Origin of the sequence: Phenylobacterium sp. (assembly GCF_965229015.1) — a bacterium.
GTDB lineage: Bacteria > Pseudomonadota > Alphaproteobacteria > Caulobacterales > Caulobacteraceae > Phenylobacterium.
Genome location: NZ_CBDDIM010000001.1, coordinates 1,146,466 through 1,170,968, shown reverse-complemented (window position 1 = coordinate 1,170,968; position 24,503 = coordinate 1,146,466). Strand labels below are relative to the sequence as shown.

General features: G+C 70.6%; 26 protein-coding genes. 12 read left to right on the top strand and 14 right to left on the bottom strand.

Going from position 1 to position 24,503, the window contains the following annotated elements; all coding sequences use genetic code 11:
- Positions 1 to 4: 4 nt before the first annotated feature.
- Positions 5 to 541: a sigma-70 family RNA polymerase sigma factor gene (locus tag ACO06I_RS05815; protein ID WP_421931644.1), complete on the bottom strand. Its 537-nt coding sequence runs from the start codon at positions 539 to 541 to the stop codon at positions 5 to 7.
- Positions 542 to 798: 257 nt separating this feature from the next.
- Here ACO06I_RS05815 and egtB point away from each other — a divergent pair, with 257 nt between their 5' ends.
- On the top strand, positions 799 to 2,994 hold the full coding sequence (egtB, locus tag ACO06I_RS05810) for an ergothioneine biosynthesis protein EgtB (RefSeq protein WP_421931643.1): 2,196 nt from the start codon (positions 799 to 801) through the stop codon (positions 2,992 to 2,994).
- Between the two features lie 100 nt (positions 2,995 to 3,094).
- On the opposite strand, the gene ACO06I_RS05805 is transcribed toward egtB, so the two are convergent.
- From ACO06I_RS05805 to ACO06I_RS05785, 5 genes are all read right to left on the bottom strand, one after another.
- The gene (locus tag ACO06I_RS05805; RefSeq protein ID WP_215340069.1) at positions 3,095 to 3,310 is read right to left on the bottom strand and encodes a general stress protein; all 216 of its coding nucleotides are present in this window, start codon (positions 3,308 to 3,310) and stop codon (positions 3,095 to 3,097) included.
- A gap of 328 nt (positions 3,311 to 3,638) precedes the next feature.
- The gene (locus tag ACO06I_RS05800; RefSeq protein ID WP_421931642.1) at positions 3,639 to 4,994 is read right to left on the bottom strand and encodes a sensor histidine kinase; all 1,356 of its coding nucleotides are present in this window, start codon (positions 4,992 to 4,994) and stop codon (positions 3,639 to 3,641) included.
- Positions 4,991 to 5,722: a response regulator gene (locus tag ACO06I_RS05795; protein WP_421931641.1), complete on the bottom strand. Its 732-nt coding sequence runs from the start codon at positions 5,720 to 5,722 to the stop codon at positions 4,991 to 4,993. Before ACO06I_RS05795 ends, ACO06I_RS05800 begins: the two co-directional genes overlap by 4 nt.
- A gap of 52 nt (positions 5,723 to 5,774) precedes the next feature.
- Positions 5,775 to 6,446 carry an MBL fold metallo-hydrolase gene (locus tag ACO06I_RS05790; protein ID WP_421931640.1) on the bottom strand — a complete coding sequence of 224 codons (672 nt, stop codon included), beginning with the start codon at positions 6,444 to 6,446 and terminating at the stop codon, positions 5,775 to 5,777.
- A 75-nt stretch (positions 6,447 to 6,521) separates the two neighbouring features.
- Positions 6,522 to 8,063 (bottom strand): amino acid permease, encoded by a 1,542-nt coding sequence (locus ACO06I_RS05785; protein ID WP_421931639.1) that lies wholly within the window; start codon positions 8,061 to 8,063, stop codon positions 6,522 to 6,524.
- Between the two features lie 125 nt (positions 8,064 to 8,188).
- On the opposite strand from ACO06I_RS05785, the gene hrpB reads away from it, so the two are divergent.
- Positions 8,189 to 10,624: an ATP-dependent helicase HrpB gene (hrpB, locus tag ACO06I_RS05780; protein ID WP_421931638.1), complete on the top strand. Its 2,436-nt coding sequence runs from the start codon at positions 8,189 to 8,191 to the stop codon at positions 10,622 to 10,624.
- Here the strand turns inward: hrpB and ACO06I_RS05775 are convergent.
- Genes ACO06I_RS05775 through ACO06I_RS05765 form a run of 3 tightly spaced genes read right to left on the bottom strand, consistent with a single transcriptional unit; the run spans position 10,621 to position 12,937 of the window.
- Complete coding sequence (locus tag ACO06I_RS05775; protein ID WP_421931637.1) at positions 10,621 to 11,247, bottom strand: NUDIX hydrolase; 627 nt, start codon at positions 11,245 to 11,247, stop codon at positions 10,621 to 10,623. The two genes, hrpB and ACO06I_RS05775, sit on opposite strands and share 4 nt — an antisense overlap.
- Entirely contained in the window at positions 11,244 to 12,038 is a 795-nt protein-coding gene (locus tag ACO06I_RS05770; protein WP_421931636.1) for a TrmH family RNA methyltransferase, read from the bottom strand. Before ACO06I_RS05770 ends, ACO06I_RS05775 begins: the two co-directional genes overlap by 4 nt.
- Positions 12,035 to 12,937 (bottom strand): class I SAM-dependent methyltransferase, encoded by a 903-nt coding sequence (locus tag ACO06I_RS05765; RefSeq protein WP_421931635.1) that lies wholly within the window; start codon positions 12,935 to 12,937, stop codon positions 12,035 to 12,037. The genes ACO06I_RS05770 and ACO06I_RS05765 overlap by 4 nt, the downstream gene beginning before the upstream one ends.
- A 158-nt stretch (positions 12,938 to 13,095) precedes the next feature.
- Here ACO06I_RS05765 and ACO06I_RS05760 point away from each other — a divergent pair, with 158 nt between their 5' ends.
- From ACO06I_RS05760 to ACO06I_RS05740, 5 genes are read left to right on the top strand one after another with little or no spacing between them, the layout of a single operon-like run.
- Complete coding sequence (locus ACO06I_RS05760; RefSeq protein ID WP_421931634.1) at positions 13,096 to 13,728, top strand: TetR/AcrR family transcriptional regulator; 633 nt, start codon at positions 13,096 to 13,098, stop codon at positions 13,726 to 13,728.
- An 11-nt stretch (positions 13,729 to 13,739) separates the two neighbouring features.
- Positions 13,740 to 14,516 (top strand): ABC transporter substrate-binding protein, encoded by a 777-nt coding sequence (locus tag ACO06I_RS05755; RefSeq protein WP_421931633.1) that lies wholly within the window; start codon positions 13,740 to 13,742, stop codon positions 14,514 to 14,516.
- Positions 14,513 to 15,499 carry a FecCD family ABC transporter permease gene (locus ACO06I_RS05750; RefSeq protein WP_421931632.1) on the top strand — a complete coding sequence of 329 codons (987 nt, stop codon included), beginning with the start codon at positions 14,513 to 14,515 and terminating at the stop codon, positions 15,497 to 15,499. Before ACO06I_RS05755 ends, ACO06I_RS05750 begins: the two co-directional genes overlap by 4 nt.
- A complete protein-coding gene (locus ACO06I_RS05745; protein WP_421931631.1) occupies positions 15,496 to 16,257 on the top strand; it encodes an ABC transporter ATP-binding protein in 762 nt (253 codons plus the stop codon). Before ACO06I_RS05750 ends, ACO06I_RS05745 begins: the two co-directional genes overlap by 4 nt.
- The gene (locus tag ACO06I_RS05740; RefSeq protein ID WP_421931630.1) at positions 16,254 to 16,766 is read left to right on the top strand and encodes a hypothetical protein; all 513 of its coding nucleotides are present in this window, start codon (positions 16,254 to 16,256) and stop codon (positions 16,764 to 16,766) included. The genes ACO06I_RS05745 and ACO06I_RS05740 overlap by 4 nt, the downstream gene beginning before the upstream one ends.
- A gap of 13 nt (positions 16,767 to 16,779) precedes the next feature.
- On the opposite strand, the gene ACO06I_RS05735 is transcribed toward ACO06I_RS05740, so the two are convergent.
- Positions 16,780 to 18,933, bottom strand: coding sequence for a transglycosylase SLT domain-containing protein (locus tag ACO06I_RS05735; RefSeq protein ID WP_421931629.1), 2,154 nt, complete (start codon positions 18,931 to 18,933; stop codon positions 16,780 to 16,782).
- Between the two features lie 128 nt (positions 18,934 to 19,061).
- On the opposite strand from ACO06I_RS05735, the gene dapA reads away from it, so the two are divergent.
- Genes dapA through ACO06I_RS05720 form a run of 3 tightly spaced genes read left to right on the top strand, consistent with a single transcriptional unit; the run spans position 19,062 to position 21,150 of the window.
- Positions 19,062 to 19,946 carry a 4-hydroxy-tetrahydrodipicolinate synthase gene (gene dapA / locus ACO06I_RS05730; protein ID WP_421931628.1) on the top strand — a complete coding sequence of 295 codons (885 nt, stop codon included), beginning with the start codon at positions 19,062 to 19,064 and terminating at the stop codon, positions 19,944 to 19,946.
- Complete coding sequence (gene smpB / locus ACO06I_RS05725) at positions 19,946 to 20,401, top strand: SsrA-binding protein SmpB (RefSeq protein ID WP_421931627.1); 456 nt, start codon at positions 19,946 to 19,948, stop codon at positions 20,399 to 20,401. The genes dapA and smpB overlap by 1 nt, the downstream gene beginning before the upstream one ends.
- Positions 20,401 to 21,150 (top strand): GNAT family N-acetyltransferase, encoded by a 750-nt coding sequence (locus tag ACO06I_RS05720; protein WP_421931626.1) that lies wholly within the window; start codon positions 20,401 to 20,403, stop codon positions 21,148 to 21,150. The genes smpB and ACO06I_RS05720 overlap by 1 nt, the downstream gene beginning before the upstream one ends.
- On the opposite strand, the gene ACO06I_RS05715 is transcribed toward ACO06I_RS05720, so the two are convergent.
- Genes ACO06I_RS05715 through ACO06I_RS05705 form a run of 3 tightly spaced genes read right to left on the bottom strand, consistent with a single transcriptional unit; the run spans position 21,151 to position 22,810 of the window.
- On the bottom strand, positions 21,151 to 21,558 hold the full coding sequence (locus ACO06I_RS05715) for a GFA family protein (protein WP_421931625.1): 408 nt from the start codon (positions 21,556 to 21,558) through the stop codon (positions 21,151 to 21,153). It lies immediately after the preceding gene.
- A gap of 11 nt (positions 21,559 to 21,569) precedes the next feature.
- On the bottom strand, positions 21,570 to 22,217 hold the full coding sequence (locus tag ACO06I_RS05710; RefSeq protein WP_421931624.1) for a uracil-DNA glycosylase: 648 nt from the start codon (positions 22,215 to 22,217) through the stop codon (positions 21,570 to 21,572).
- Positions 22,217 to 22,810 carry an NYN domain-containing protein gene (locus ACO06I_RS05705; protein WP_304697449.1) on the bottom strand — a complete coding sequence of 198 codons (594 nt, stop codon included), beginning with the start codon at positions 22,808 to 22,810 and terminating at the stop codon, positions 22,217 to 22,219. Before ACO06I_RS05705 ends, ACO06I_RS05710 begins: the two co-directional genes overlap by 1 nt.
- Before the next feature lie 35 nt (positions 22,811 to 22,845).
- Here ACO06I_RS05705 and folK point away from each other — a divergent pair, with 35 nt between their 5' ends.
- Complete coding sequence (gene folK / locus ACO06I_RS05700) at positions 22,846 to 23,379, top strand: 2-amino-4-hydroxy-6-hydroxymethyldihydropteridine diphosphokinase (protein WP_421931623.1); 534 nt, start codon at positions 22,846 to 22,848, stop codon at positions 23,377 to 23,379.
- On the opposite strand, the gene ACO06I_RS05695 is transcribed toward folK, so the two are convergent.
- Entirely contained in the window at positions 23,343 to 23,954 is a 612-nt protein-coding gene (locus ACO06I_RS05695) for a DUF998 domain-containing protein (protein ID WP_421931622.1), read from the bottom strand. The genes folK and ACO06I_RS05695 overlap by 37 nt on opposite strands.
- Before the next feature lie 148 nt (positions 23,955 to 24,102).
- Between ACO06I_RS05695 and rpoZ the strand changes: the two genes are divergently transcribed.
- Complete coding sequence (gene rpoZ / locus ACO06I_RS05690) at positions 24,103 to 24,462, top strand: DNA-directed RNA polymerase subunit omega (protein ID WP_215340105.1); 360 nt, start codon at positions 24,103 to 24,105, stop codon at positions 24,460 to 24,462.
- Positions 24,463 to 24,503 lie beyond the last annotated feature (41 nt).

Genomic DNA, 24,503 nt, shown 5'->3' with positions numbered 1-24,503 from the left:
GGGGCTAAGCCCCGTTGGCGGCCGCCAGGCTGTCATAGGCCATGACGTCGGAGGCGTCGTCGGCGTCCATGATCTTCAGCAGCCGGGTTCGCGCGCGGTTCACCCGGCTCTTGATGGTGCCCACCGCGCAACCGCAGATACTGGCGGCCTCTTCGTAGGAGAGGCCCGCGGCCCCCACCAGGATCAGGGCCTCGCGGTGCTCGTCAGGCAGCAGCTTCAGGGCGTCCTGCATGGCGTGCATGGCCACGCTCCATTCCTGGGTCGGGGCGGACCTCAGGGCGCCGGCATATTCGCCCTGCTCGTCGCGCACCTCGCGGCGGCGGCGGATGACCTGGGTGTAGTAGGTGTTGCGCAGGATCGTGAACAGCCAGGCCCGTAGGTTGGTGCCGTCCTCGAACTTGTCGCGGTTGGTCCAGGCCTTGATGAGGGTGTCCTGGACCAGGTCGTCCGCGTCGGATCCATTATGGCTCAAGGACCAGGCGAAGGCTCTCAGCGCGGGGATCATGCGAACGACGTCGTCGCGCCAGGTATCGCCGGACATGGGTTTCCTCGATCCGCCCCGCCGTCAGGTTGGGAGGCGGTCTTCACCGCCGCGCCCCGTCGCTCAGGTCAACGCGCGCAGACTCCATCTGTTCCACCTTGCGGTTGAGCGCCCGACCCCCAATCTAGGGAACGAAGGACGACCTTCGGTCGTTGACGGAAGCTTGGGGGCAAGCTTTCTCGCGGCCCGCGCCGCGACATCCCAGACGCGTTCATTCCGCAGGAGTATCCATGGCGCCCTCCGATGAGGCAGGTCCCTTGCCCGCCCCGCTCCGCGGCGTCCTTGGCCAGTCGGTAGGGCGGTATCACCGGATCCGCCAGGCCACCGAGGACCTGGTGCGGTTCCTCTCCAGCGAGGACATGGCCGCCCAGTCGATGCCGGACGCCAGCCCCGCCAAATGGCACCTGGCCCATACCAGCTGGTTCTTCGAGACCTTCATGCTGGCGCCGAACCTGCCCGGCTACAGGGTCTTCGACCCCCGCTACGCCTATCTGTTCAATTCCTATTACGAGGCGCTGGGTCCGCGGCAGCCGCGGCCCGAGCGCGGCCTGCTGACTCGTCCGTCCCGCGACGAGGTCCTGGCCTATCGGGCCCATGTGGACGAGGCGATGCACGACCTGCTGTCCTCCGGGACGCCGGGTCTGGCCGCGCTGCTGGACCTGGGCCTGGCCCATGAGGAGCAGCATCAGGAGCTGATCCTGATGGACATCCTGCATCTCTTCGCCCAGTCGCCCCTGAAGCCCGCCTATTCCCCCACCACCGCCCTGCCGGTGAGCGGCGATCCGGGGCCGGCCGGCACGGTCAATTTCGATGGCGGCCTGGTGGAGATCGGCCATGGCGGCGAGGGCTTCGCCTTCGACAACGAGGGGCCGCGGCACCAGGTCTTCCTGCAGCCCTTCAAGCTGGCCGACCGGCTGGTGACCAACGGCGAGTGGCTGGCCTTCATGGCCGATGGCGGCTACGCCCGTCCCGAACTGTGGCTGGCCGAGGGCTGGGCCCAGGTCCAGGCCCAGGGCTGGACGGCGCCGCTCTACTGGCAGGAGGCCGCCCACGGCTGGTCGGCCATGACCCTGCAGGGCCTGCGCGCCGTCGCGCCCCACGCCCCGGTCACCCACATCAGCTTCTACGAGGCCGACGCCTACGCCACCTGGGCCGGCGCCCGCCTGCCCACCGAGGCCGAATGGGAGCACGCCGCGGCGGGCCTGCCCATCGCCGGCAACTTCATGGGCTCGGGTCAGCTCGGCCCCGCCGCGACCCAGGCCGGACCTGGGCTGCGCCAGATGTTCGGCGATGTCTGGGAATGGACCCGCAGCGCCTATTCGCCCTATCCGGGCTTCCATCCGGCCGCCGGCGCCGTGGGGGAGTACAACGGCAAGTTCATGATCGGCCAGATGGTGCTGCGCGGCGGCTGTTGCGCCACCCCGGAGCATCATGTGCGGGCGACCTACCGCAACTTCTTCCACCCGCAGCAGCGTTGGATGTTCTCAGGCCTGCGCCTGGCCTGGGACGGCGAGCCCAAGCGCGCCGCGGCGCAGGACGACAGCTTCGTCGCCGACGTGCTGGCGGGGCTGGGCAAGCCGCAGAAGTCGATCCCGGCCAAGTATTTCTACGACGCCGAGGGCTCGCGCCTGTTCGAGGAGATCTGCGACCTGCCGGAATACTATCCCACCCGCACCGAGGCCGCCCTGCTGCGCGCCAAGGCCGGTGAGATGGCCGCCGCGATCCCGGCCGGCGCGGCCCTGGTGGAGTTCGGCAGCGGGGCCAGCACCAAGACCCGGCTGTTGCTCGACGCCGCGCCGCAGCTGGCGGCCTACGTCCCCATCGATATCAGCAAGGACGCCCTGGACGCCGCCGCCCAGGCGATCGGCCGCGACTATCCCGACCTGGTGGTGGCGCCGCTGGTGGACGACTTCACGACCGCCCTCAGCCTGCCGGCGGCCGTGGCCGACATGACCAGCGTCGGCTTCTTCCCCGGCTCCACCATCGGCAATTTCCGCCCTGACGAGGCGATCGCCTTCCTCTCAGGCGCGCGCCGCCTGCTGGGGCGGGGGGCGGCCTTCCTGGTGGGGATGGACATCGTCAAGGACGAGGCGACCCTGGTGGCCGCCTATGACGACGCCCAGGGCGTCACCGCGGCCTTCAATCTGAATCTGCTGACCCGCATCAACCGCGAGCTCGACGGGGACTTCGACCTGGGCGCCTTCCGGCACAGGGCCGTCTGGAACGCGGAGGAGAGCCGGATGGAGATGCACCTGGTGAGCACCCGCGCCCAGACCGTCTCGGTGGCGGGGCGCAGCTTCGCCTTTGCGGCCGGTGAGACCCTGCACACCGAGAACTCCTACAAGTTCACGGTCGAGGGGTTCGGAAAGCTGGCGGCGGCGGCGGGGTGGCGGCTGGAGCAGCGCTGGGAGAGCGCGGCGCCGAGCTTCGCGATGGTCCTGTTGAGGGCCTAGCGGCCGGAGGACCGGAGGGCGTCCAGTCCCGGTGGCGCGTAAAGAAACGGCTCCGAGGGGGATCGGAGCCGTGCCTTGTCTCAATCGAGGGTCGGTGCGGTCAGCCTTCGAGCGGGCCGCGGGTGCGACCGCCGCCGCGGGAGGATTCGCCGCCCTTGCGCCCGGCCGAGGCCGCGAGGTCGCGGTCCTTGGCGAAGCTGCGTTTCTCGCCGGGGACGCTGGCGCCGCCCTTGCGGGCGATCTCACGCCGGCGCTCGGGGTTCATGGCGGCGAATCCGCGACGGGACTTCGGCTTGGCGTTGGGATCGAGGTCCATGGGGCTACTCCTGATGATGCGAGCCTGACGGGGAGGCGGATGGGGGCCGCTTCACGTACGGTTACGCTCAGGCAAACCCTCAAGATGCGGGAGAGGTTGCGAGAAAAGTTGCGTCTTATTCGCGGCGGCGCGCCCAAGTCGGGTTGAGGGGGCTCGCTGGCCAGGCGCGGCGGCGCACCCGCCGGGCCCGTGACATGTCGGGCCACGAGCCCGGCCAGACGGGAATTGGGCCGGCTGGGCCTCGATCTCTGCGGCGGCGCTCGGCCCCAGGACGGCGACTGAAAGACCTCGAAGTCCCCTGCCAACGATCGCGTGATCGACGACGAAGTCAGAGCGGCAGTTGCACCCGAGCCGTCAGGCCGCCGCCGGTGCGGTTGATCATCACCACGTCGCCGCCATGGCCGCGCGCCACCGAACGGACCACGGCCAGGCCCAGGCCAATGCCCCCTGTCTGGCGGCTGCGGGAGGGTTCGCGGCGGTAGAAGGGCTCGAACACCCGCTCGGCGTCGGCCGGCGGAATGCCCGGTCCGTCGTCCTCGATCTCGACGATGGCGGTGGCGGCGTCGCGATAGACCCGCGCCCGGGCCCGATCGCCGAACTTCACGGCGTTCTCCAGCAGGTTGGTGAACAGGCGGCGCAGGGCCACCGGATCGCCTTCGATCACCACCTTCTCGCCGCGCTCCACCTCGGTGTCGAAGCCGGTCTCGGCCATCTCGTCGCAGACGCTCTCCAGCAGGGAGGAGAGCTCCAGGGGCGTGCGGTCGGCCGGGCGGCTGGCGTCGCGAACGAAGGTCAGGGCCGCGGCGATCATCTCCTCCATCTGGTCGATGTCGGCCGCCATCTTGGCGCGGGTCTCCTCGGGCACGTTCTCGATGCGGAAGCGCAGGCGGGTCAGGGGGGTGCGCAGGTCGTGGGCGATGGCGCCCACCATCGCGGTCCTGTCCTCGACGTAGCGCCGCAGCCTGTCCTGCATGTCGTTGAAGGCCCGCACCGCGACATTGATCTCCGCCGTGCCCTTGAGGGAGACCGGCAGGCGTGCGCCGCGCGGATCGCGGCCCAGCTGCTCGGCGGCGTCGGCGAACATCTGGAACGGCTGGGCCAGGCGGCGGGCAAAGATGTAGGCCACCGGCGCCAGGGCCAGGCCCGACACCACCAGCCACAGCACGATCCGCTGCTGCCAGGGATCCAGACCCAGGCCAGGGGTCGGGCGAACCACGTCCCATCGGCCATCGGCACGCTGCACCCCCACGTCGAAGGGGGCGATCAGGAAGTGTTCCTCGCGCTCGCCGCCGGCCCGGGCCATGCGGTCGCGGATGATCCGGAACACCCGGCGGTCGGAGACCGGCAGGCGCGACGGCGCGGCGATCACCACCCGGTCCGCCGTGACCCCGAACTCCCGGGCCAGCTCCGCCCGGATCTGCGGCACCGTGCGGCCCTCCATGGCCGGGGAGGGCGGCTTGGCCACGATCTTCAGCTCCAGCGGTCGCCGCTCGGTGAAGGCCGGGGCGTTTCCGCGGAATGTCTGCACCACCTCGCTCAGCCGGTAGAAGTCCGGCGCCGGCGGCGGCAGGTTGAAGATCATGAACAGGCTGATGGCCTGGGACGCCACCAGGCTGATGCCGATCAGGGTCAGCAGCCGGGCGAACAGCGACGCGGTGGGCCGCCCCGACCACGCGCTCGTCATGTGCGCTTCACCTTGGCGGTGAACATGTAGCCCTCGTTGCGGATGGTGCGGATCAGGTCCTGGCCGCCGCCGCCGTCGTCCAGTTTGCGGCGCAGGCGACTGATCTGCACGTCGATGGCGCGGTCGAAGGCGTCGGAATCGGGGCCGCGGGCGAAGTCCAGCAGTTGGTCGCGGGTCAGGACCCTTTGGGGCCGTTCGACGAAGGCGCGCAGCAGGGAGAACTCGCCGGAGGACAGGTTCACCACCACGCCGGGCGGCGAGCGAAGCTCCCGCCGCACCAGGTCCAGCCGCCAGCCGGCGAACTCGCAGCCGGCGCCGATGCCGTTGGAGGCGCCCCGCTGCTCGGCCCGCCGCAGAACGGCGCGGACCCGGGCCAGCAGCTCCCGGGGATTGCAGGGCTTGGCCAGGTAGTCGTCGGCGCCCAGCTCCAGGCCGACGATCCGGTCGGTGTCCTCGCCCATGGCCGAGAGCATGATGATCGGCGGGCCGTCTCCGCTCAGCCGGCGGGCGATGGACAGGCCGTCCTCGCCGGGCAGCATGACGTCCAGGACGATCAGGTCGACGGGGCCGCGCTCCAGGGCCTGCTCCATCTCGCGGGCGTCGCCGGCGGTGTCGACGAGGTAGCCGTGCTTGCCCAGGAAGTCGGAGACGACGTCGAGAATGCCGGGGTCGTCGTCGACCATCAGGATGCGGGCGGTCGCGGGGACCTGGTCTGTGCTGGGTTCCATTCGCGCCATTTTCAGCCCTCCGCGTAACGCACAGATTTCACGACTGAAACCGCTAATCGTCGGCCAGTACGTCGTCGGCGACGAAGGGGTTGGTCCGGCGCTCGGCGCCGAACTTCGACATCGGTCCGTGGCCGGAGACGAAGGCCACGTCGTCGCCGAGCGGCCACAGCTTGCCGGTGATTGAGGCGATGAGCTGCTGGTGGTTCCCGCGCGGGAAGTCGCTGCGCCCCACCGAACCCTGGAACAGCACGTCCCCCACCTGCGCGAAGCGCGCCTCGCGGTGGAAGAAGACCACGTGGCCGGGGGTGTGGCCGGGGCAGTGATAGACCTCGAACTGGGTCTCGCCGAGGGTGACCACGTCGCCGTCCTCAAGCCAGCGATCGGGCGTGAAGCGCCTGGCCTCGGGCATGCCCCACTTGGCGCCGCTGGCCTCCATCTGGTCGATCCAGAAGGCGTCGTCGCGGTGCGGCCCCTCGATGGGGACGCCGGTGATCGCCTTCAGGGCCGCCGTGCCCCCGGCGTGGTCCAGGTGGCCGTGGGTGATCCAGATCTTCTCCAGGGTCAAGTCGTGGGCCTTCAGCGCCTCCAGCAGGCGCGGGACCTCGCCGCCCGGATCGATGATGGCCGCCTTCTTGGTCTTCACGCACCAGACGATGGTGCAGTTCTGCGCCAGGGGGGTGACCGGCGCGATGATGGCGCGGATGGGGGAGGCCGTCTCGGACATGGTCCTAGCATCGGCGCTCGCGCCCCATAAGAAAAGGCCCGGGATGTGATCCCGGGCCTTGCCGTGGACTTGAGCTCAGTGCGAGCCGGGCGGCGGCGCGCCGGGCATCGGCGGGACCGATTCCGGCGGCGCGTCGGGCGACAGCTCGGGCACCTCGACGATGCCGCGGGCCATGTGGCTGTTACGGAAACCGTAGAGGAAATAGACCACCAGGCCGATGGCCGCCCAGATCACGAAGAGCAGCTGGGTTTCCTTCGACAGGCTGAAGAACAGATAGATGCAGCCCGCCGCGGCCAGGGGGGCCACGATCATCACCGCCGGGGTGCGGAAGGGACGCTTGCGGCCCGGATCGGTCTTGCGCAGCACCATGACCGCGATGGCCACCATGGCGAAGGCGAACAGGGTGCCGGAGTTGGAGATGTCGGCCAGCACGCCCACCGGGAAGAAGGCCGCGAACAGGGACACGAAGACCCCGGTGATGATGGTGATGACGTGCGGGGTGTGGAACTTCGGGTGCACCTTGGACAGCACGGCCGGCAGCAGGCCGTCACGGCTCATCACGAAGAAGATGCGGGTCTGGCCGAACATCATCATCAGGATGACCGAGGGCAGGGCCAGGCCGGCGGCGAGGCCGAGCAGGTTGCCGATCTGGGGCCAGCCGATCTTGCGCAGGGTCCAGGCGAGCGCCTCCTTGGAGCAGACCACGTGGTCGCCGGCGAGCGCGCCGCAGGCGGCGGTCATCTCGGGGCTGCCGGGACGCAGGCCGTGGCCAGCGGCGTCCATCACCGGCTGGGCGCCGACCGTGCCGATCACGCCCGAGGCCACCAGGATGTAGAAGATGGTGCAGACCCCCAGCGAGCCGATCAGGCCGATGGGCATGTTCCTCTGAGGATTCTTGGTCTCCTCGGCCGCGGTGGAGACCGCGTCGAAGCCCACATAGGCGAAGAAGATCGAGGCCGCGGCCGCCGAGATCCCGGCCATGCCGAGCGGGGCGAAGGGCTCGAAGTTCTCCATCTTCATCACCGGCAGGGCCAGGACGCAGAACAGCGACAGGGCCGCGACCTTGATGGCCACCAGGATGGCGTTGACGGTGGCCGACTCCCGGGTGCCGATCACCAGCAGCCAGGTCACCAGCAGGGCGATGCCCGCGGCCGGCAGGTTGACGATCCCGCCGTCCATGGGCCCGAGCACCAGGGCGTTGGGGATGTCGATGCCGAAGGCGTTTTCGATAAGCCCGACCACGTAGCCCGACCAGCCCACCGAGACGGCGCCGGCGGCGACGGCGTATTCCAGGATCAGGGCCCAGCCCACCATCCAGGCCACCATCTCGCCCATGACGGCGTAGCTGTAGGTGTAGGCCGAGCCCGAGACCGGCACCATGGCCGACATCTCGGAGTAGCAGAGCGCGGCGACCGCGCAGACGAAGCCCGCGATGACGAAGGCGGCGATCATGCCGGGGCCCGCCTTCTGGGCGGCCTCGGCGGTCAGGACGAAGATGCCGGTGCCGATGATGGCCCCGATCCCCAGCATGGTCAGCTGGAACGCCCCCAGGGATCGGTGAAGTGATTTCTTTTCAGCGGTCGCGAGGATCGCGTCGAGCGGCTTTACACGCCACATATTCCCTCCCAGTCGCGGCGGTCCCCCCGCCGCGCGAATTAAGCTTGCCGGACCGTGCGGTCTGCTCACCCGGCGGTCAAGCGGCAAGGCTTGGCGCGGCCCCTGGGCGCGGATAGACCCCCACCATGCTGCCTGTTGAGGAAATCGTGCCTGACTTGCAGGCGGCCCTGGTCGAAAAGACCTCCGCCGTCCTGGTGGCGCCGCCGGGCGCCGGCAAGACCACCCTCGTGCCCCTGCGCCTGCTGGACCAGCCCTGGCTCGGCGGCGGCAAGATCATCATGCTGGAGCCCCGCCGGCTCGCTGCCCGCGCCGCGGCCGAGCGCATGGCCAAGACCCTAGGCGAGCGGGTGGGGGACACCGTCGGCTACCGGGTCCGCATGCAGTCCCGCATCTCGGCCCGCACCCGCATCGAGGTGGTGACCGAGGGCGTCTTCAGCCGGATGATTCTCGGCGATCCGACCCTCGAGGGCGTCGGACTGGTGATCTTCGACGAGTTCCACGAGCGCAGCCTGGACGCCGACCTGGGTCTGGCCCTGGCCCGCGACGCCCAGGGCCTGCTGCGGGACGACCTGCGCCTGCTGGTGATGTCGGCCACCCTGGACGGGGCCGCCGTCGCCCGTCTGCTGGACGCGCCGGTCCTCGAGAGCCAGGGCCGCGCCTATCCCGTCGACACCCGCTACCTGGGTCGCGACGACCGCCTCCGGCTGGAGGACCGCGCAGTCCGCGCCGTCGAGCGGGCGCTCGCTGAGGAGACCGGCAGCATCCTGGTCTTCCTGCCGGGGCAGGGGGAGATCCGCCGCACCGCCGACCTGCTGGCCGAGCGGGTCCGGCGGCCCGACGTGCTGATCGCCCCCCTCTATGGCGCCCTCGACCCGGCCGACCAGGACCGGGCCATCTCCCCGCCGCCGACGGGCGTGCGCAAGGTGGTCTTGGCCACCTCCATCGCGGAGACCAGCCTGACCATCGAGGGCGTCCGCGTGGTCATCGATAGCGGCGTCGCCCGCGTGCCCCGCTTCGACCCCGCCAGCGGCCTGACCCGCCTGGCCACCGTCCGCGTCAGCCGCGCGGCCGCCGACCAGCGCCGGGGGCGGGCCGGCCGCACCGAGCCCGGCGTCGCCTACCGCCTGTGGGACGAGGCCGAGACCCGGGCGCTGCCGGCCTATGCCGACCCGGAGATCCTCGACGCCGACCTCTCGGGTCTGGCCCTGGACCTGGCCCGCTGGGGCGCAAAGGACGTGGGGAGCATGGCCTTTCTCGACGCGCCGCCGGCCGCCGCCTTCGCCGAGGCGCGGGCCCTGCTGCGCCGCCTGGAGGCCCTGACGGACGACGGCGTGCTGACACCGCACGGTGAGGCGCTGAGCGAGATGCCGCTGGCGCCGCGCCTGGCCCACATGATCCTCAAGGCGGCCGAGACCGGCCAGGCGTCCCGCGCCGCCCGCATCGCCGCCCTGGTCACCGAGCGAGGCCTGGGGGGCCGCGACGCCGACCTGCGCCATCGCCTGGAGGCCTTCGAACGGGACCGCTCCCCCCGGGCCCGCGACGCCAGGGCGCTGGCCGACCGCTGGGCGGGCATGGCGGGCAAGGCCGGCAAGGGCGAAGCCTTGGACGACGGCCTGCTGCTGGCCTTCGCCTATCCCGAACGTGTCGCCAAGGCGCGCGGACCCACCGGCGAGTTCCAGCTGGTCAGCGGCCGGGGCGCCTTTCTCGAGCCCACAGACGCCTTGGCCAGGGAGAAGTGGCTGGCCATCGCCGAACTGGGGGGCGGAGACCGCCGCGACCGCATCCTGCTGGCCGCGCCCCTGGACGAGGCCGATCTGATGGCGGCCTTCGCCGGTCAACTCGTCGTCGAGAGCCGGCTGGAGGAGAGCGGGGCGGGCCGCCTGCGCGCCAAGCAGATCACCCGCCTGGGCCGCCTGACCCTGCGCGAGCAGATCGACGAGAACCCTGATCCCGCCCTCATCGCCCAGGCCCTGGCCGACCGCGTGCGCAGTGAGGGGCTCGGGGCGCTGAAGTGGGGGCCGGCCGCCGAGGCCCTGCGCGCCCGCGTCGGCTTCCTGCGGGCCGCCGGCGGCGACTGGCCCGACCTTTCGGACGCCACCCTGATCGAGACCCTGGACGACTGGCTGGTCCCCCTGCTGCCGGGCGTCCGTTCCCTGGCCGCCCTGAAGCCCGACGCCCTCGACGCGGCCCTGCGCGCCCTGATCCCCTGGGATCAGCAACGCCGCCTGGACGCCGCGGCGCCTCTGAGATGGACGGCGCCCACCGGCAACGCCTTCGCCATCGACTACGCCGCCGAGGGCGGCCCCCGCGTCGACGTCCGGGTGCAGGAGGTGTTCGGTCTGAAGGAACATCCCACCGTCGCCGGCGGAACGCCCCTGACCCTGTCCCTGCTGTCCCCGGGCCATCGCCCGGTCCAGACCACCAAGGACCTGCCGGGCTTCTGGGCCGGCTCCTGGAAGGACGTCCGCTCCGACATGCGCGGCCGCTACCCCAAGCACGTCTGGCCCGAGGACCCCGCCAACACCGCGCCGACGGCGCGGGCCAAGCCGCGCGGGAGCTAGTCGTAGTCGGTGGGCAGACTGGGGTCGGCGTGGTGGTCGAACATCCGGGCGATGTGCTGCGGGATCACCCGGGCGGGCGACAGCTCCGGCAGGGCGTCCAGGGCGAAGAAGGCGGGCTGGCCGGTCTCGATGCTGTCCCGGGGGCTTCCGCCGACGATCTCGCAGAGGAAGAACAGCTTGTAGGCCTGGAACGGCTCGGGGAGGTAGGCGTGCTTGTTCCGGTCGATCACCGCCGCCAGCTTGCGGACCTCGACGACGTAGCCGGTCTCCTCGCGGACCTCGCGGATCACACACTCGCTGGGGGAGGCGTTCACGTCGGCCCAGCCGCCGGGCAGGGACCAGCGGCCCCCGTCGATCAACTCTGGGACCATCAGGATCTTGTCGTCGCGGATGATCGCGGCGCGGACATCGACCTTGGGCGTCGCATAACCCGCCTGGCGCGCGAACAGGTCGAGGATCGTCTCGGGCGCGGCCTCGCTGCCGGCCGCCATCATCGCCACCGCGATCTCGCGGACCCGCTCGTAGCGCTCCTTGTCGTATTCGCTCTGCGTGTAGTGCAGGCTGGTCTGGGCCAGGGCCTGCAGTTCGCGCGCCCAGGCCAGCCATTGCGGCTGATCGTTCATGCCGCGGTCGCCGCGTAGATCATAATCCCCGTCGCCACTGAGAGGTTCAGGCTGTCGGCCCGGCCGCGCATGGGGATCTTGACGTTGACGTCGCACAGGGCCGCCATCTCCGGCGTCAGGCCTTGTTGCTCGTTGCCCATGAAGACCAGGGCGGGCTTGGCGTAGGTCGCCTCGTGGTGCGCCATGGTGGCGGTGAGCAGGGTGCCGATCACCGAGCCGGGCCACTTGGCCCGCCAGGCGGCGAAGACGTCCTCGCTGGCCCGAACGATGGGCACGGCGAAGATCGAACCCATGGTGGCGCGCACCGCCTCCACCGAAAACGGGTCGCAGCATTCCCCCACCAGGATCACCGCCCCGCAGCCGGCGGCGTCGGCGGTGCGCACGATAGTCCCCAGGTTGCCGGGGTCGCGCACCCGGTGCAGGGCGACGAAGCATGGGGCGACCTCGGGATTCAGGTCCTCCAGGGCGGTGAACACCTGGCGGAACACCCCCACCACCGCCTGCGGGTTGTCGCGGCGGGAGACCTTGGCGAGGATCTCGGGAGTCACTTCGATCACCTCGCCGCCGGCCGCCTTGGTGGCGCTCATGGCCTGGCGAAGCAGGGGATGGCCCGTCGCCTCGGCGCCATACATCAGGATGGCCGGGGCGTGGCCGGTCTCCACCGCCTCGGTGACGATCTTCAGCCCCTCGGCCACGAACAGGCCGGTCTCGTCGCGTTCCTTGCGCAGGTGCAGGGCCCTCACGGCCTTGACCGTGGGATTGGTCAGGGAGGTGACGGTGCGGTCGCTCACGGCGCCCACCGGGCGTAGAAGGACATGCCGATCTGGCGGGATCCGTCCTGCTGCACCAGGGCCAGTTCGCCCCATTCGATGCGGCCGCCGCGATCCTTCAGCCGATCGGCCAGCAGCCCGGCCAGGGCCGCGCCGGAGATGCGCTCGGCATAGGCGTTGAGCAGCAGGAATTCCGCCTTATCCGAGAGAAGTTCGGCGCATAGCGCCGAAAGCTCAGGCAGGTTCTCGAACAGCTTCCACACCTCGCCGTCGGGGCCGCGGCCGTATTTCGGCGGATCGAGGATGATGCCCTCGTATTTCGAGCCCCGCCGCACCTCCCGCTGCACGTAGCGGCGGGCGTCCTCGCAGATCCAGCGGATCGGCTTGTCGGCCAGGCCCGAGGCCTCGGCGTTCTCGCGCGCCCAGCCTATGGCCTTCTTCGAGGCGTCCACATGGGTCACCGCCGCCCCGGCCGCGGCGCAGACCAGGCTGGCGACGCCGGTATAGCCGAACAGGTTCAGCACCCGGGGCTGGCCCGGGGCGGCGCGGACCTTCTCGTCCAGCCAGGCCCAGTTGGCGGCCTGCTCGGGGAAGAAGGCTAGATGGCGGAAGGCGGTGAACCGGGCCTTGAACGTCACGTCCTGCCAGGCCAGGGGCCAGGTGTCCTTGGGTTGTTCGCGGAATCGCCAGCGGCCGGCGTCCTCCTCGTCGCTGGGATCGAAGACGGCGTCCGCATTGGCCCAGACGTCCTCGCCGAGGGACGGCGCCCACAGGCACTGGGGCTCGGGCCGGACCACCGAATAGCGCCCATAGCGCTCAAGCTTGCGCCCATTTCCTGAGTCCAGCAGGGCGTAGTCGGCCCAGCCGGTGGTGCGCATGACGCCGGGAGCCTCGGCGACGGTGGGGGCGGACTTGGTCATGTCTTGGCCTTACCCGCTCCGGCGCGCAGCCGTCCAGTCAACCGGCGGCGGAGCGTCGTGGCGCGCGGCGCCGTGATGTCGCAATGTTTCAGGACTGACTTGCGTGGGCGGAGCTTTTGGTTTCCGCTGCAAGCTGTTCGGTTGACGGAAGGATTCCCGTGACGACCACGGCAGTGACCACTCGGCGTTCGGCCCGCAAACCCAAGGGTGACGGACACCTGCGGCGTGAAGAGATTCTGACGGCCGCGGAGCGCATCTTCGTGGCCGAGGGCTATGAAGGCGCCACCATCCGCAAGATCGCCGACGAGGTGGGGGTCTCCTCCACCGCCCTCTACATGCACTTCCCCGACAAGGGCGGCATCCTGCTGGAGATCTGCGAGCGGACCATCATCCAGCTCCTGGAGCGCAACGCGGCCATCGCCGCCAAGCCGCTGGACGCCGCCACCCGGGTCAAGCAGATGCTGGACTCCTACATGCGCTGGGGTTTCGAGCACCCGAACGCCTATCTGCTTGTGTTCGCCGGCGTTCATCCCGTATCGCCCATCTGGCATGACGGCACGGCGGACATGAGCGCGCGATGCTACGACATCTTCAGCGGCGCGGTGCGCGAGATCGCGGCCGAGGGCCGCCTGCGGACCGGCACGGCCGACAGCGCGGCCCAGGCCCTCTGGGCGGCCTGCCATGGCGTGGTGGCCCTGCTGATCAGCCGTCCGAACTTCGACTGGGCCCCCACCGAGGAGCTGATCGAGGTCACGCTGGACGGCCTTATGAACGGTCTCGTCGTCGACTGATCGTCGCATCCTTGGTCGGCCTGGCCCTGGCGGGCCAAGCCCAGGCCGCGCCTCGGGTTCTTTCCCTGGACCAGTGCGCCGACCAGTTCGTCCTGGCGCTCAGCCCCCGGGAATCCATCGTTGGTCTCTCCACGCGGGCCGACGATCCGGATTCCCGCCTGCGGGCCCAGGCCAAGGGCCTGCCCCTGCGCCGCACCACCTTGGAATCGGCCCTGGCCGCCCGGCCCCAGCTCGTCGTTCGCTACTGGGGCGGCGATCCGCGGTTCGTGGCCCAGCTTGAACAGCGCGGCGTCCGCGTGGTGACCATCCAGGACGCCTCGGATTTCGACGGCGTGCGGGCCAATGTCCGCCGCGTCGCCGCCGCCCTGGACCGCCGGCCCCAGGGCGAGGCGGTGATCGCCCGGATGGACGCGCGGCTGGCCCGCTCGGCGGGCGCCTGGCGCGGAGCCACGGCCCTCTATATCACCCCGGGCGGCTTTACAGGCGGGCAGGGGACCTTGGTGCATCAGATCCTGAAATCCGCCGGCCTCACCCCGACCCCGCCGGGTCCCGGTTATCAGCCCGTCTCGCTGGAGCAATTGGCCCTGAAGCCGCCTCGGGCCGTCGTTCTGGGCTTCTTCGACAGCTTCATGTTGGCCAACAACCACTGGGGGATGGGCCGCCATCCGGTGATGCAGCGCCTGGCCGCCCGGCGCACGGTGGCCAGCCTGCCCGGGGCGATGCTCGGCTGTCCCGATCCCTCCGCCGCCGAGGCGGTGGAGATCCTGGCCGTCAGGGCGCCGCGATGAGCGGCCTGAGGCTCAACCTCCTGCTGGTCCTGGTCCTGCTTGGCCTGCTGGCGCTGGGCCTGCTGCTGGGGGAGACGCCGCTGAGCGGCGCCCAGTACGCCCAGGCCTTCACCGACCCCGCCTCCGCCCCCGGCGAGATTCTCTGGACCATCCGCGCGCCGCGCGCCGTGGCCGCCGCCGTGGTGGGGGGCGCGCTTGGCCTCGCCGGGGCGGTGATGCAGGGCCTGTTGCGCAATCCCCTGGCCGATCCCGGGGTGCTGGGAGTCTCCGCCGGCGCCGGCCTTGGTGCGGCCCTGGCCATCGCGCTCGGCCTGGCCGCCACGCCGGGCGGCACGGAGGTCGCGGCCCTGATGGCGGCGCTCGCCACCGGCCTGCTGCTCACCGCGCTCGCCGCGCGCTTCCGCGAGCCCGAAACCCTGATCCTGTTCGGCGTGGCGCTCTCGGCCTTCGCCGGGGCTCTGACCGCCCTGATCTTCAACCTCTCGCCCTCGCCGGTCACCACGGCGGAAATCCTGTCCTGGCTGATGGGCTCGGTGGCCAATCGTGGCTGGAACGATATCGGCCGCGAGATCCTGCCGATGGCCGCCGGCGCGGGCCTCTGCGTCTACGCCGCGCGCGGCCTGGTGATGCTGACCCTGGGGGAGGAGACCGCGGCGCTGTCGGGCCTGCCCATGGGCCGGCTGCGCGCCGCCGCGGTGGCGGGGGCGGCCCTGCTGACGGGAGCCGCCGTGGCGATGGCCGGGATCATCGGCTTCGTGGGCCTGGCCGCGCCGCACCTGGTGCGGGCCGGGGCGGGCGCCGATCCGGGTAGGACCCTGACCCCCTCCGCCCTGGCCGGCGCCGCCCTGTTGGTGGCCGCCGATGTCGCCGCGCGGATGATCCCGACCGACCAGGAACTGAAGCTGGGGGTGGTCACCGCCCTGTTCGGCGCCCCGCTCTTCGCCCTGATCGCCTGGCGCGCCGCGCGGAGCTGGCGCGCATGACCGCGGCCCTGTCCCTGCACGACGCCACGGTTCGCCGGGGCGAAGCCGAGGTGCTGGGTCACGCCAGCCTCGAGGTTCAACCCGGCGAGGTCGTGGGGGTCGTGGGCCCGAACGGCGCGGGCAAGACCACCCTGCTGCGGGCGGCGCTCGGCCTGGCCCGGCTCGCCACGGGCCGCGCCGAACTGGCGGGGCGCGACATCGCGGGCCTGGACGAGGCGGCCCGCGCGGCCCTGGCAGGTTACCTGCCCCAGGAGCGGCGCGTCGGCTGGAACCTGCCGGCCTGGCGGATCGCCAGCCTGGGGGCGGCCAGCAAGCCGCCAGCCCTGGCCCAGGCCGTCGCCCTGAGGGCCCTGGAGCGGGTCGGACTCTCCAATCTCGCGGAGCGCGGCGTGCTCGATCTCTCCGGCGGCGAACGGGCGCGGGTGCTGCTGGCCCGCCTGCTGGTCACGGGCGCGCCGCTGCTGGTGGCCGACGAGCCTGCCGCGGGGCTCGACCCCGACGCCCAGCTCCTGGCCCTGGACCTGTTCCGCGAGGAGGCCGCCCGCGGCGCCGCGGTGGTCCTGACCCTGCACGACCTGGGCCTGGCTGCCCGGACCTGCGACCGGCTGGTGGTGGTGGGCTCCGGCCGTATCGTCGCCGATGGCGCGCCGGCCCAGGCGCTCACGCCGCAGGTCCTGCGCCAGGTGTTCGGCCTGGAGGGCACCCTGGAGGCCACCTCCGCCGGCCTGACCCTGGCGGCGCGCAGGGTGCGGTCGTGAAGCTGCTGGGCCTGCCCGGGCGCGAGCCGGCGACCCTGGATCAGATGCAGGCCCTGCTCGCCCGCCTGGAGGTGGGCCAAACCGAGACGGAAGTCCGCCGGCACGGCTTCTGGGACACCGACTGGACCGACCCCGACCTGCTTCCGGAGGCCAGCGCCGTCAGTCGGATCTCGGCCGACCTGGTCGTCGCCAAGTCCATCGGAACCCTGATCACCATGCTGGCGGCGGCCCGTCACGGCTTTTCGCCGACCGCCTGCGTCTTCATCGCCACGCCCCTGAACCGCCTGATCGCCGAGGACCGCATCCCCCTGCTGGAGGCGCACTGCGACACCATCCCCACCCTGTTCATCCAGCAGGCGGAGGACTTCAACGGCGCCTACACGCCGCTCGCGGAGATCGTGGCGCGGCGCCCGCGCTGCACGGCGGTGGAAATCCCGGGCGGCGATCACCTCTATGAGGACGTGGACCTGATCGCGCCGCTGATCGAGGCCTGGGTCAACGAGGCCTGAGCGCCGCCGGCTGCTAGTTGGGAATGGGCCGCATCCCGCCGGCCGCCGCGCTCGGGCTTGTGTTCTGGGTCTCCACCATAGGGGTGGAGGGCGTGTACCCCGTGCCATAGGCGCCGCGCTTCAGGTCCTGGGACAGGGTGATGGGGGCGGTCCCGCCGTTCAGCCGGGCGCGGTAGACCTGCATCCCCTCCATTACCCGCATGACGTAGTTGCGGGTCTCGGAGAACGGGATGCACTCGATGAAGTCGATGGGATCGGTGGCCGCCCCGCGCGGGTCGCCGCAGAAGGCCGACCACTGGGTGGGGCGACCGGGCCCGGCGTTATAGGCCGCGATGGCCATGGGGTACGAGCCGGAGAAGGTCCCCACCATCTGGCCCAGATAGCTGGAGCCCAGGCGCATGTTGTAGTCGGGATCGTCCAACATGCCGGGCGAGTAGCTCACCCCCATCCGACGGGCCACCACCGAGGCGGTGCCGGGCATGAGCTGCATCATGCCGCGCGCGCCTGCGCCCGACCGGATCATCGGGTCGAAGCCGCTTTCCTGACGGGTGATGCCCAGGACCAGGGCGGGTTCGGGGGCGCCGGGGACGTCGGGCGCCGAGCGGATGGGATAGCCGCGCTCGGGCAGGATGAAGCCGCGCTGGGCGGCGGCCCGGACCACCTTCATCGAGGTGTCGATGTCGCCATAGCCCCGGGCCAGGTCCACCAGCAGAGCCTCTTCCTCGGCGGTGGGCAGGATGTCGTCCAGGGTCAGGACGAAGGTCTTGAACAGGTCCTTGTTCCCGATCTCGTAGAGCAGCCGGGCGGCGCGCACGGTCTCGCGGCCCTCGAAACGGTTGCGGTCGGCCTGGGTGATGATCGGGTCGCGCCCCAGGGTCAGCTTGCCGTAGCCGATCTTCTCGCCAGCCAGCTGGCCATAGAAGGTCGTGTTGTACTTGGCCGCCGCCCCATAATAGCCCTGGGCGCGATCCTGCTGACCGCGATCCTGGGCCGCCCGGCCACGCCAGTAGAGAGCGCGGGCCCGGGTGATCGGCGAGGAGCCGATCCTCTCGATGGCGGCGAAGTGGCGGTCGGCGTCCTCGGGACGCTTGAGCCGGGTCAGCGCGATCCAGCCGGCGTAGAACTCCGCCTCGGTGGCGTCCGTGCCCTGGGTGAGGCCGGTGTCGGCGGCGGCCTTGTAGGCGCCCAGGGAGTCGCCGTTGCGCAGCGACGAGATCACCAGCTGGTAGCGTTCGTCCCAGATCCGCTCGCCCATCTCGGTGAAGGGGATATCCGTCGGGAAGCTCTTCACCAGGCCGAGCGCGACCTGGTCCATCCCGCGGCGGCGCATATAGGCGGCGCGCTCGAAGGCCAGGCCGGGCGAGTTGCTGACGCTGGCGGGCAGGGCGTTCACCAGGGCGTTGGCGCTGGGGGAGTTCTGGCGCAGGGCCATGCGGGCCTGGGCGAGCTGGGCCTGGTCGGCCGGCAGCAGGGGGATCATGTCGCGTGCGGCGGGCCCCTGGGAGCCGAACAGGATGACGTCGGCGCGGCGGACATGGTCGTCCACGGTCAGCACATCGCCGAAGCGGGCCAGCATCGAGCGCTGCGGATCGGCCTCGAACAGGCGATCGCGCCAGAAGTGCCGGATCAGGTTCGCGGCCTCCTTGGACCTGCCGGTGGCGCGATAGGCCGAGGCCAGCGCGATGGCGCCCTCGGCGCTCACCGGCTCGGCGCCGCCGAACCAGTCGATGATCCGTTGCGGGCTCTGGCCGGAGGTTTCCAGCAGCTTCTCGGCCGCCACCTGGCGGCGGGAGGATCGCGGCCAGCCGGCCAGGTCGCGCCGGGCCTGATCGATCTCGAAGAAGCTCAGGGAATCGGCGGCTGAATCGGCGAGCGCCCAGGTGGCGATCTTCTTGGCGATCGGATCATTGATCATGGCGATCGCCGACCTGGCGCCGGTGACGTCGGCCCGCTTGGCCGACTCCAGGGCGCTGCGCAGGGCCGCGCCGTCGGCGTCCGACAGGGAGCCGCGATAGGCGGTTGGCTGGGTCTGGGTCAGCTCGATCGGGGGCGGGGGCCCCTCATAGGGACGGGGACCGTTGGCCGGCGGCTGTTGCGCCTCGGCGACACCGGACAGCAGAACGGCGGCGGCGGCGGTGAGGATTGCCTTGCGGGCCTGTGACGGCAAAACGAATTACTCCGGGTCGTGCGAAATACGGAACGAGTTGGTTGCGGCTTAGGGCCTGGCCGCCATATTGTCCGGCCAAATCTTGAGGCCGCAACAACTGGCCTCGCTTTCACGGCTTTTTGCAGACCATGTCCGAACCTTTGTTCAAGGGCGTCATCCCGGCCCTCGTGACGCCCTTCCGCGATGGCGCGATCGATGAGCCGGCGTTTGTCGCCCTCGTCGAGCGCCAGATCGCGGGTGGCGTCCACGGCCTGGTGCCCGTCGGCACCACAGGCGAAACCGCGACCTTGAGCCACGACGAACACCGTCGGGTTGTGGAGCTGTGCGTCGCCACCGCCGCGGGGCGTGTGCCGGTGATCGCCGGGGCGGGCTCCAATTCCACCGCCGAGGCCATCGAGCTGGTGCGCCACGCCAAGACCGTGGGGGCGGACGGCGCCCTGGTGGTGACCCCCTATTACAACCGCCCCAGCCAGGAGGGCCTCTACGCCCACTATGCGGCGATCAACGAGGCCGTTCAGCTTCCGGTCCTGGTCTACAACGTGCCCACGCGCACCAGCGTCGACATCTCCGACGCCACCCTGGGGCGGCTGTCGAAGCTGCCCAATATCGTCGGCGTCAAGGACGCCACCGGCGACATGACGCGGGCCACGATGCAGCGCCTGCTCTGCGGCCTGGACTGGGTGATGCTGTCGGGGGACGACCTGACGGCCCTGGGCTATATGGCCCACGGCGGCCACGGCTGCATCTCGGTCACCTCCAATGTCGCGCCCGACCTGTGCGCGGCCTTCTACAACGCGGCCCTCGGCGAGGACTGGAAGACCGCCCTCTACTGGCAGGACCGGCTGATCGGCCTGCACAAGGCCCTGTTCTCCGACGCCTCCCCGTCACCCACCAAGTTCGCCCTGGGCCACCTCGGCCTTTGCGAGGACCACGTCCGCCTGCCCATCGCCCCGTGCTCGGAAACCGCCCGCCACGAGGTCCTGGCCGCCTTGCGGGACACCGGCCTGATCTGATGGCCGGCAAGCTCATCGCCGAGAACCGCCGCGCGCGGTACGACTACTTCCTGGAGGAGACCTTCGAGGCCGGTCTGATGCTGACCGGCTCGGAGGTGAAGTCCCTGCGGGTCGGCCGGGCCAATATCGCGGAGTCCTACGCCGCGGTGGAGGGCAAGGACATCGTGCTGATCAACGCCGACATCCCGCCCTACGGCCAGGCCAACCGATTCAATCACGAGCCGCGCCGGCACCGGAAGCTGCTGCTCCACCGCAAGCAAATCGACAAGCTGATCGGCGCCGTCCAGCGCGAGGGCCGGACCCTGGTGCCCACCAAGCTCTATTGGAACGACAAGGGCCTGGCCAAGCTGGAGATCGCGCTCGCCAAGGGCAAACAGACCCACGACAAGCGGCAAGCCACCGCCGACCGTGACTGGCAGCGCGACAAGGCCCGCCTGATGCGCGACCGGGGCTGATGATCGAGGCGGCCCAGATCGAGGCCATCGAGCGCGCGACCCTGGCGGCCGTGGCGCCCGAGGAGGTGCTGGAGATCGAGGGCTGGCTTGTCGGCCTCGATCCCGGCTCCATCCGCCGCGCCGCCAGCGCCGTACCCCTGCGCCACGACCTTCCCGCCGACCCGGAGGTGTTCGACCGCATCGAGGCCGCCTATTCCGGCCGCGGCCTGACCCCGGCCTTCCGCATCGCCGACGGCCCGGGCCTGGAGGCCGTCCGCGCCGAGTTGACCCGCCGCGGCTATGTCTCCGAACAGCCCACCCTGGTGAAGACCGCGCCGCTCGAATCGGTGGCCGTCGTGACGGACCAGCCTCCCGCCGAGGTGGCCGAGCGGCCGGATGAGGCCTGGGCGGCGGTGTTCCTCGGGGAGGGGTTCGACCCCGTCGACGGCGCCTATCGGGTCAAGGCGCTCAGCCGGTCGGCCGGCGCCCGCTTCGGTATGGTGCGGGATGGCGCGCGCACGGTGGCGGTGGGTTGCGGAACCCTGGGTCACGGCTGGGCCAGCTTCCACGGCATGCGCACCGACCAGAGCCGCCGAGGCGAGGGCCTGGCGGGGCGCGTGCTGGCGGGCCTGGCGACCGCGGCGCGCGAGCGAGGCGTCGAGCGCGCCTTCCTGCAGGTGGAGGAGAAGAACGCTCCAGCCCGCTCGCTCTATCGCCGGGCTGGGTTCGAGCAGGCCTGGCGCTATTTCTACTGGAGCAAGCCGAGCTAGCTACTCGCCGTAGTTTCCTGGAATCTGCTTCACCCCGTCGCCGATCCCATGCCAGTCGGGCTTGGACGCCACGTTCATGTGCAGCACGGGCCGTACGATCGGATCGTCGTCAAGGGCCGAGGCGGCGATGGGAAAGACCTCGTGGTGGCCCACGGGTTCGCCAAGCGATGATCCGCAGACCGCGCAGAAGCAGCGCTTGTGGATCCAGGGCGCGGGCGGTTCATAGGTGCGGATCTGGTCGGCGCCGGTGAGCAGCCGGAAGTCGGCGGCCTTCACCATCACCACCGCCGACGACAGACCCGAGGCCTTCCGGCAGCGGTCGCAGTGGCAATAGGTCAGGTGGAGGGGCGTTCCGGTGATCTCGAAGGTCACCGCGCCGCAGAGGCAGCTTCCCTTGATCGGCGCCATGACCGCCCTCCCTAGCTCTCGATCAGCGCCCTGGCGCGCCGGAACACCGCCTCGAACATCTCGCCCGTCAGCCGGCCGGTGTTCGTGTTGAGCCGCGAGCAGTGGTAGCTGTTGAGGATCACATAGGGTCCGGCCTGGAACTCGGTCCCGTGGCCGGGCGGCCCCGCCGAGGCCTTCAGGCCGATGGCCTTGAGGACATTGCGCCGCGACACGTCCCCCAGGGTGATGATGACCTTGAGCCGGGGCAGGGCGCCCAGGCGCGCGCTGAGGAAGGGCCGGCAGGTCGCCTCCTCGCTGGTCTCGGGCTTGTTGCCGGGCGGGGCGCAGCGGACGGCGTTGGTGATCATGCAGTCCACCAGCTCCAGCCCGTCGTCGGGCCGGGCCTCGTAGATCCCCCGGGCGAAGCCGGTCTTCAGCAGAGTCTCGTAGAGCATCACCCCGGCCCCATCGCCGGTGAAGGGCCGCCCGGTGCGGTTGGCGCCGGTGCGGCCGGGCGCCAGGCCCGCCACCAGCAGGCGCGCGGTCTCGTCGCCGAAGGAGGGGGCCGGCCCGTTCCACCAGTCGGGATGGTCGGCGCGGTTGGCCGCCCGATAGGCCACCAGGCGCGGGCAGAGCGGGCAGTCCCGTGGCGGCTCGGCCACGGCGGTCGTGACGGACATCAGGCCTCGGCGTCCGCCTCGCGGTCGGCCCCGGTGCGGCTTTCCTGGATGAAGCGGGGCAGGCGCGAGGGCCGGCCGATGATGTCGGCCAGGTCGGCCAGGTCGATGAAGCAGTCGGCCTGACGGCGCAGGTCGTCGCTTGCCATCGGCGGCTGGGACTTCACGGTGGAGACCACGGTCACCCGCGCGCCCTTGCGTTGGACCGCCTCCACCAGGCAGCGGAAATCGCCGTCGCCGGAGAACAGCAGCAGATGGTCGGCATGGGCGGCCATCTCCAGCATGTCGACGGCGATCTCGACGTCCATGTCGCCGCGCCAGCGCTTGCGCCCCTGGGCGTCGGTGTATTCCCGGGCGGGCTTCGTCACCAGGCGGAAGCCGTTATAGTCCAGCCAGTCCACCAGGGGACGGATCGGCGAATACTCCTGATCCTCCACGAGCGCGGTGTAGTAGTAGGCGCGCACGAGGATTCCGCGCTTGCGGAACTCTTCCAGCAGCTTGCGATAGTCGATATCGAAGCCGAGCCCCTTGGCGGCCGAATACAGGTTCGCGCCGTCAATGAAGAGCGCCAGCCTGTCCGTGGGATAAAATGTCATTGGGATCGGAAATCCAAATAGGGGGCGGGGGGCGCATGGACCTGGACGGGACCGTCATCGTCGCGCTGGGCGGTAATATGGCCGGCGACTATGGTTCGTCCGAAGCTCTTCTGGAGGCGGCGCTCGCTCGTTTCGCCCAGGCGGGATTGCCTGTGGTTCGCCGGTCGTCCTGGTGGAGCTCTGCCGCCTGGCCGGACCCGACCGTCAACGAGTATCGCAACGGCGTCGCGCTTGTCGAGACGAAGCTTGGCCCGCTGGAAGCTCTGCATACCCTTTTTTCAATCGAGGCGGCCTTCGGTCGCGTGCGGAGCGAGAAAAACGCGGCGCGAACCCTCGATCTGGACCTCATCGCCCATGGTCAAGCTGTGCTGGCGCGACAGGACCTGACCCTGCCGCATCCCCGCGCCCACGAGCGGCTGTTCGTCATGGGGCCGCTGGCGGAGATCGCCCCGGACTGGCGTCATCCGACCCTGGGGGCGACGGCGCGCGAACTGGCCGCCCGCGCCACCGTCGGCCTGGACGCGCGGCCGGTTCAGGCCGACGCGGCGCGCCGCCGGCCCATGGCCTGATCCAGGCAGAGGGCGGCCACCGCGATCCACGGGATGCTGCTGAGCGCATAGGCCCGCTGCCACAGGCCGACGTCGGCCCGGTGAACCAGGCCACCCACCCCCATCATGATGGCGAACAGGGCGCCCGAGGCGATCAGCACCAGCAGCAGGAAGGTCTTCAGGCCGGTCATCTGGGCCCGGCCGGTGAGAGCCAGGAAGACCAGCAGGGGCGCGACCTGGATCGCCATGCCCAGGCCAAAGCCGCCGTGCCGCTCGTCGGGCATGGGGAACATGCCGCCCATGATCATCGAGACGCCCCAGAGGCTGATGCTCAGCCCCGCGAGGCTCGAGAAGATCCAGCCCTTCGACAGGGCCCGCAGCACCAGGGCGAATCCCAGGCCGGCGAGGACCGCGCAGACCCCGGCGGAGATGATTCCGTAGTTGAAGATCTCGGGCCGGGCCGCCGATGCCGAGCCCAGTTCGCTGGCGTACTGGGTGACGTGGCTGTAGCCGGGATAGAAGAGGGATCCGACGATCACGGCGCCGAAATAGAGGACCGGCGCGGCGATGCCGAGCCGCAAGAGCCACCTGTCCATATGACCGCTCCAAGCTTGACTGTGAGCGTCAGCTTGGCCGCCTGCGACCATTCACGTCAAGTCGGGCCCCGATTGGCGCCGTTGCGGCGTTGCACAATGAGCTCAAACCCTCTATTTTGTTCGGTTCTACCCCCGACTTGAGGATTCCATGGCCCGCGTCACCGTCGAAGATTGCATCGAACGAGTTCCGAACCGCTTCAGCCTCGTGCTGCTGGCGGCCCATCGGGCCCGCGCCATTTCGGCCGGCTCGGCCATCCTGGTCGATCGCGACAACGACAAGAACCCGGTCGTCTCCCTGCGGGAAATCGCCGATGACGTGGTGGACGCCGAGGAGCTCCGCGAGACCCTGATCGGGACCCTGCAACGCGTCGACGAGCGTTCGGAAGCCGAGGAAGAGGCCGAAACCCTCGCCCTGCTGGCCGATCCGACCCACATGCAGATGAGCGAGCTGGAACTGGTCCGCGCCCTGCAGAGCGACCGTGACGGCGGTCAGGAGGAGCGGTACTGAGCCCGGAAGGCGCAGAACCCCTCACGCTTACGGCGGCGCCT

Excerpts from the sequence above, each read along its gene's own strand:
- ACO06I_RS05815 (WP_421931644.1), bottom strand. The coding sequence starts at position 541 with ATGTCCGGCGATACCTGGCGCGACGACGTCGTTCGCATGATCCCCGCG.
- ACO06I_RS05805 (WP_215340069.1), bottom strand. The coding sequence starts at position 3,310 with ATGGACCTCGATCCCAACGCCAAGCCGAAGTCCCGTCGCGGATTCGCC.
- ACO06I_RS05800 (WP_421931642.1), bottom strand. The coding sequence starts at position 4,994 with ATGACGAGCGCGTGGTCGGGGCGGCCCACCGCGTCGCTGTTCGCCCGG.
- ACO06I_RS05795 (WP_421931641.1), bottom strand. The coding sequence starts at position 5,722 with ATGGAACCCAGCACAGACCAGGTCCCCGCGACCGCCCGCATCCTGATG.
- ACO06I_RS05790 (WP_421931640.1), bottom strand. The coding sequence starts at position 6,446 with ATGTCCGAGACGGCCTCCCCCATCCGCGCCATCATCGCGCCGGTCACC.
- ACO06I_RS05785 (WP_421931639.1), bottom strand. The coding sequence starts at position 8,063 with ATGTGGCGTGTAAAGCCGCTCGACGCGATCCTCGCGACCGCTGAAAAG.
- hrpB (WP_421931638.1), top strand. The coding sequence starts at position 8,189 with ATGCTGCCTGTTGAGGAAATCGTGCCTGACTTGCAGGCGGCCCTGGTC.
- ACO06I_RS05775 (WP_421931637.1), bottom strand. The coding sequence starts at position 11,247 with ATGAACGATCAGCCGCAATGGCTGGCCTGGGCGCGCGAACTGCAGGCC.
- ACO06I_RS05765 (WP_421931635.1), bottom strand. The coding sequence starts at position 12,937 with ATGACCAAGTCCGCCCCCACCGTCGCCGAGGCTCCCGGCGTCATGCGC.
- ACO06I_RS05750 (WP_421931632.1), top strand. The coding sequence starts at position 14,513 with ATGAGCGGCCTGAGGCTCAACCTCCTGCTGGTCCTGGTCCTGCTTGGC.
- ACO06I_RS05745 (WP_421931631.1), top strand. The coding sequence starts at position 15,496 with ATGACCGCGGCCCTGTCCCTGCACGACGCCACGGTTCGCCGGGGCGAA.
- dapA (WP_421931628.1), top strand. The coding sequence starts at position 19,062 with ATGTCCGAACCTTTGTTCAAGGGCGTCATCCCGGCCCTCGTGACGCCC.
- smpB (WP_421931627.1), top strand. The coding sequence starts at position 19,946 with ATGGCCGGCAAGCTCATCGCCGAGAACCGCCGCGCGCGGTACGACTAC.
- ACO06I_RS05720 (WP_421931626.1), top strand. The coding sequence starts at position 20,401 with ATGATCGAGGCGGCCCAGATCGAGGCCATCGAGCGCGCGACCCTGGCG.
- ACO06I_RS05715 (WP_421931625.1), bottom strand. The coding sequence starts at position 21,558 with ATGGCGCCGATCAAGGGAAGCTGCCTCTGCGGCGCGGTGACCTTCGAG.
- ACO06I_RS05710 (WP_421931624.1), bottom strand. The coding sequence starts at position 22,217 with ATGTCCGTCACGACCGCCGTGGCCGAGCCGCCACGGGACTGCCCGCTC.
- ACO06I_RS05705 (WP_304697449.1), bottom strand. The coding sequence starts at position 22,810 with ATGACATTTTATCCCACGGACAGGCTGGCGCTCTTCATTGACGGCGCG.
- folK (WP_421931623.1), top strand. The coding sequence starts at position 22,846 with ATGGACCTGGACGGGACCGTCATCGTCGCGCTGGGCGGTAATATGGCC.
- ACO06I_RS05695 (WP_421931622.1), bottom strand. The coding sequence starts at position 23,954 with ATGGACAGGTGGCTCTTGCGGCTCGGCATCGCCGCGCCGGTCCTCTAT.
- rpoZ (WP_215340105.1), top strand. The coding sequence starts at position 24,103 with ATGGCCCGCGTCACCGTCGAAGATTGCATCGAACGAGTTCCGAACCGC.